The 4,798-nt window shown below is 56.5% G+C and carries 6 protein-coding genes and 1 pseudogene; all 7 read right to left on the bottom strand.

What is annotated here, in order from left to right; translation table 11 throughout:
- Positions 1–17: 17 nt before the first annotated feature.
- A pseudogene (locus tag J7360_RS20680) lies at positions 18–533 on the bottom strand (hypothetical protein); the annotation flags it as partial.
- Positions 534–634: 101 nt separating this feature from the next.
- On the bottom strand, positions 635–1,273 hold the full coding sequence (locus J7360_RS20685; protein WP_209034705.1) for a hypothetical protein: 639 nt from the start codon (positions 1,271–1,273) through the stop codon (positions 635–637).
- Between the two features lie 197 nt (positions 1,274–1,470).
- Positions 1,471–1,950: a DNA repair protein RadC gene (gene radC / locus J7360_RS20690; RefSeq protein WP_209034707.1), complete on the bottom strand. Its 480-nt coding sequence runs from the start codon at positions 1,948–1,950 to the stop codon at positions 1,471–1,473.
- A gap of 269 nt (positions 1,951–2,219) precedes the next feature.
- Positions 2,220–2,447 (bottom strand): hypothetical protein, encoded by a 228-nt coding sequence (locus J7360_RS20695; protein ID WP_209034709.1) that lies wholly within the window; start codon positions 2,445–2,447, stop codon positions 2,220–2,222.
- Positions 2,448–2,735: 288 nt separating this feature from the next.
- Complete coding sequence (locus tag J7360_RS20700) at positions 2,736–3,233, bottom strand: hypothetical protein (protein WP_116906914.1); 498 nt, start codon at positions 3,231–3,233, stop codon at positions 2,736–2,738.
- 40 nt (positions 3,234–3,273) lie between these two features.
- Positions 3,274–3,780, bottom strand: a complete 507-nt coding sequence (locus J7360_RS20705) for a hypothetical protein (protein ID WP_042805052.1) — start codon at positions 3,778–3,780, stop codon at positions 3,274–3,276.
- Positions 3,781–4,278: 498 nt separating this feature from the next.
- Positions 4,279–4,689 (bottom strand): hypothetical protein, encoded by a 411-nt coding sequence (locus tag J7360_RS20710; protein ID WP_244667868.1) that lies wholly within the window; start codon positions 4,687–4,689, stop codon positions 4,279–4,281.
- Positions 4,690–4,798 lie beyond the last annotated feature (109 nt).

Below are 4,798 nucleotides of genomic sequence, written 5' to 3' on the forward strand. Positions count from 1 at the left end.
GTTGATCAGACCTTCCCTAAGGCTTGATCAATGGTCAGAGCCACCACCGTTGCCCCATCGCGGAAGGCTTCTTCAATCGCACTCATATCAAGGTCCGTGATGCCCGCATGCGAGATCACGCTCTTGATTTTTTCTGAGGACTCGCGGATCACAATGAAGGGAATGCCCTTCCCCGTTCTGCCAAACTTGCCCGAGATAGGCTCTTGGATCTTTTCGCGTGCTTTCGTGATTTTGGCATACCACGTCAAAAGCTCGGCTTTGGTGATGAATCGTGGCGAGCTTTTGCTGGCTGCAAAGGGATTGCCCTGCTCTCGTTTGAGCTTGTCGAACTGTCGTCTCGGGATACCGAGGTAGAACTCAGCCATCGGCTGCGTGAAGCGCGTCGTGCTCGGTGAGCGATCAAGTCGCTGTTTCAGGCCATCGAAGTCCTGGCTGTCGATGGTGACTTTACGCTCATCGCGCTTGGCGATGACTTCAAGTGCTGCGCGGAGAAATCCGTCATCGAAGCTTTCCGCCTTGCTGATATTCGTCATCCGCCCCCCTCACTTGTTCAGGCCTTAATGCGAGAACTTTGCATCGTAAGCTTTGCCACTCGCCAGCCTGAAAGTCCGCGACCGATGCTATTGAGCATAGCCTAACGTTTTCGCAGAGGAAGCACATCGGAAAAGCCATCCGCCGTCTTGGCGACCCAGCGCACCGCGTCTTGACTACCAGTTATGATCGCGAGTTGCATGTGAGCCATCACTACGAGCGCGTTACTTTGTTTGACGATTAGTTCCACGAGTTCAAGCGGGAAGCCCGTTCGTAAACGATGAAGTGCATGTGCACCCGCGTGGACAAACGAGTTGAGTGCCGCCCAAGAGTATTTCTTGAACTCCAAAAACGCCCGTAGCGGCTCGGTTGCCTGCTTCACTGTTTCCAGAGCTTGGAGCATCTTGGAGAGCATCGGCAAGCGAGCAGCTAATGATTCACTTGTCGGTGTCAGCTCTTCCTTCAAGCAGGCCACCTCATCATCGCTTGCACAGTAAAGGACCCAGACGGCTCTCACCAGCGCTTCGAACTGCGCTCGGTGGATGATGACCGTCGATGGTCCCGCACCAACCGAAAGAAGACAGCGACTCGCAACGGCATGCTCAATCGAAAGCAGGCAAAGGGCGCGACAGACTTGCAGTCGATCACTTTGATCAAATGGCGGAACCGAGGTGATAGGCGCCAAAGCCTCCAACAACTCATCAGACCCTTCAAAGAGTTGCTCAACTCGGTCAGGCATCATGCTTCCCCAAGCGTTGAATCAGTTTGATCGCATCCTGGCGCATCAACAGTCCCCTCCTTCGATTTCACATTTGGATCTTGCCGTAATGGCGTAAGCAACGAAAGGAGCTTAATGACCGGCCTCAAGCGCAGCGTGCGGTCTCTTGGAAGATCAGGCGCACTGGTGGCCCTATGCCAACAACCGATGAAAGAGAGGGGCTATGCCCACCCTCTTGCTGCAAGGCTGGTGTGCTGACGCCCGCCGATCACCAAGTGGTCCAGCACCCGGATGTCGAGAAGGCCCAGAGCCTGCTGCAGGCGCTCGGTGACCTTGCGGTCGGCTTCGCTTGGCTCTGGGTTGCCGCTTGGGTGGTTGTGGAAAAGGATAGCGGCAGCAGCATTCAGATCCAGGGCGCGCTTGGCGACCACCCGAGGGTGCACCTCGCAGCCGTCGATGGTGCCGAAGAAGAGATGTTCCGTTGCCAAGATCTGATGTTTGATGTCCAGGAAGACGACTCCGAAGACTTCGTGCGGCAGGTGAGCGCAGCGGGCAATCAGGTAGTCGCCGGCTTGGTCCGGGCTGTCAATGCGACCTTGCCGATGAAGGCGTTGTTCCAGGATGGTGGCTGCTGCGAGCAAGATGCCCTCTTCGTCCATCTGAATTTGGTATTGAGCCTTGATGTCTCGGGTGCGCTTCATCGGTTCTTCTCCACCAGCGCGTTGTGCGCCTCGTGGGAACCGACAGGCGAAGCGTCCGGCCCTACCGCACCCGAGAGCGAGCACTGCGCAAGCAGCGCGCAGCGAAGGGCCGCAACAAAGCGCCAGCGTCGAGAAGGAGGCCTGTCCTTACGGTAGGGACAGCGAAGCTAAGGTCCCTTTCAGAGGCCCAGCGCTGGTGGACAGCACCATGCATGCCCAGAAAGGCTTGCGGGTCAAAGGAATGGCAGATGGACGGGCAGCGATTGATGTCAGCAGGCGCTTTCGTCGCTGCTCTCGAGCCCGTGCCACGACAAGATTTCATCGGCTCGTCGACTGACAAACTGCGCATCCTCGCTCGTCATCGCCTTGCTCTCGATGGCCTCCGCCATGCTAGCAAAGGCGTGCCAGAAGTGGCGATGATCAGGACTAGAATCGCGCAGGGCGGGCACGGCCGCATCCAGGCGTTCGAGGTGACGGCGAAGCTCAGCTCTGTTCATGGGCTTGAGTATCAGCGGTCTTGTCGCACTGCGTGAGACGCATCGCCGCCAATGCAGCGTGGAATCAATTTTCGGGTGCCACCGCGGCGCTGCTCAAGCATTCCATTGAGGAGCTTCTCAAAGTCTGGTAACGCCCACAGAGCCCTAACGTGTAGGCCAACGGAACGCTTTCAACCTCGCCAGCGCTACCTGGCTCCCCTCACCCTTTGAAGAACGAGAATCTCCTGGTAACAGAAAAAAACGCCCCAGCTTTGAACTGGGGCGTCTTCAGAAGAGCTCAACCTGATCTCAGCTCGGCAGGGTTTCGATGGGACCTACGTCACCGGTCGGAATTCTGCCACCGCAAGAGCCGTAGCAACCGCCGCCAATCAGCACTCCACCACCACCACCACCGGTTCCAGCGGAGCCGCCGCCACCACCGCCGCCGCTCGAAGTCTGCTGAGCAATCTTCTCGGCCATTTCCTTTGCCTTCTTTCCGCAAGGCTTCTCAATGTAGACCATGCCACGGCCAGTATAGTTGAGAATCTTTACGGTGTAGGAAACATACCCCTTGTAGGAGTTTGTGACCCAATTTCCCTCACCCAGCAGCTTGGATGCTGCCGAATCAAGCCTATCCATAAAAAGGGCATTGGCAGGATTCTTGCTGTCGCTAAACTTCGGCAACTGCGTCAAGGGCACCTGAATTGGCACCAGTGGCGGCATCGGGAGTTCCGAGCACGCGAATGCAACACCAATAAGTCCCGTCAACGACATCGCTGTGATGCCGACCTTCTTCATAATTCCCATTTACGCCCCACTCCTTTTAAAAACAATTGACCAACAAAACCTACTGACCGATTGGACGTTTATCCACTACCGGTGCCCTGCCATACTTCGAAGTGTAGATCCGGTCTATTTCGGCGTTGAGTCGCAAGGCTTCAGATTCCCCGAGCATTCTTTGCTCTGTTGAAAGTGACTTAGACATCATCACTTCTCGAGTAACAGACGCACGGGTATCTCCACGCATTTCCGCCACACGCGACACTGCATACGCAGCAACAGGATCCCCGCTTGCGCTGCCGCCTTGGAAGGACGCCAGCATATTCAATGCAAAAAGGTTGCCCTCAGCTCCAGCGTCTACCAGACGCTGTTGCGCCATAGGATCAGAAGGGAGTAATCGCGCGTCTAAGATCGTCTGTGCGACTTTATCCCCTGCCTCTGAGGCCTGCTTCAGCAGGGCCTCTGGCGCGCCCATGTATGCGTCGAGCTGTTTTTCATTGGGAAAGCCATGACGATCTAGCCACTTCTGCTCGGCCTTGCTTTCGGCATAGCCCGGGTCGTTATCAAAGCTCATCCCATCTCGGGTTCGTGGAACCTCTGGAAACGGATGCCTGACACGAGAGCCCGTCGCCAGATGAGAGCCCCTGTCAACGGATTGGGACACAACCTGATCTTTGACTGATTCGTTTGACGCGTTGGGGGTCTCATGCTGAGAGATGCCCTGTGCTGGGACCTCGACCTTCCGCGCCTCATGCGTCCAGACGATGCCAGCGACTACCACGGCCAGTGCTGCTGCACTTAGCGCTACTGCTTTGTTGCCCATCTCACCTTCTCGTAAATCCATTACAGCTGCTAATACGCAGTCCTATGAAGCAAATTTTTGCAGATCAGCTCGCCTTCCGCAAGCTCATTGTTGTGGGAGTGCGCGGCGCCTCTCAGTGCCAAACCTCGTTATGTCCATGGACTTAAGTATCGGCGATGCCTTCGCGCCATGTGAGATGCCGCATCGCTACCACGACACACAGCAGCACTTCCTGCATCGCACCTGCACCCGACAGAACATCACGCCCACTCAGCCTCTTGGAACAGCTATGAGCGAAAATGCCGTCGCCCAGCTGTAATCGTGGAGGTTGGCTTTAGCAACAACCCGGTAGCCCGACCTCTCCAGCTCCGCCACCCAAGCGTCTGCCGGCTGCTCATAGTTGGAGGGGGCAATGGATCGAAGTTGACCTAACAACATGGGCGCGAGGAACCCTCCTGCTACCAGCACGGCATTCTCACCATACTCCGACGCCGCGAGCTCATAACGCCGGGCAAGCGACTGGTAATAAGCATCGCTGCCACGCATCAAATCTGGGACATCGAACTCAACGATGACAAGTCGATCCGCATGACCAGCCAACGTCCTCAGCGCCTGCTCACGGGCCGTCGTCTCGATCGACTGGAGAGCGAACGTGGATTGCGCTAAGGAAGGTCTGAACAACGAGACCTGACAGGGCGGAAGGTGGCGTCGTTCCGAAGAGTGGCTTTTGGAACTTCGGAATTTCGCCATTTCTGGCGCTTTCCGCGGGAATTTCCCGGTTCACAGACGC

This window comes from Xanthomonas sp. D-99 (assembly GCF_017746145.1).
In the GTDB taxonomy this organism is placed as follows: Bacteria; Pseudomonadota; Gammaproteobacteria; order Xanthomonadales; family Xanthomonadaceae; genus Xanthomonas; species Xanthomonas cissicola.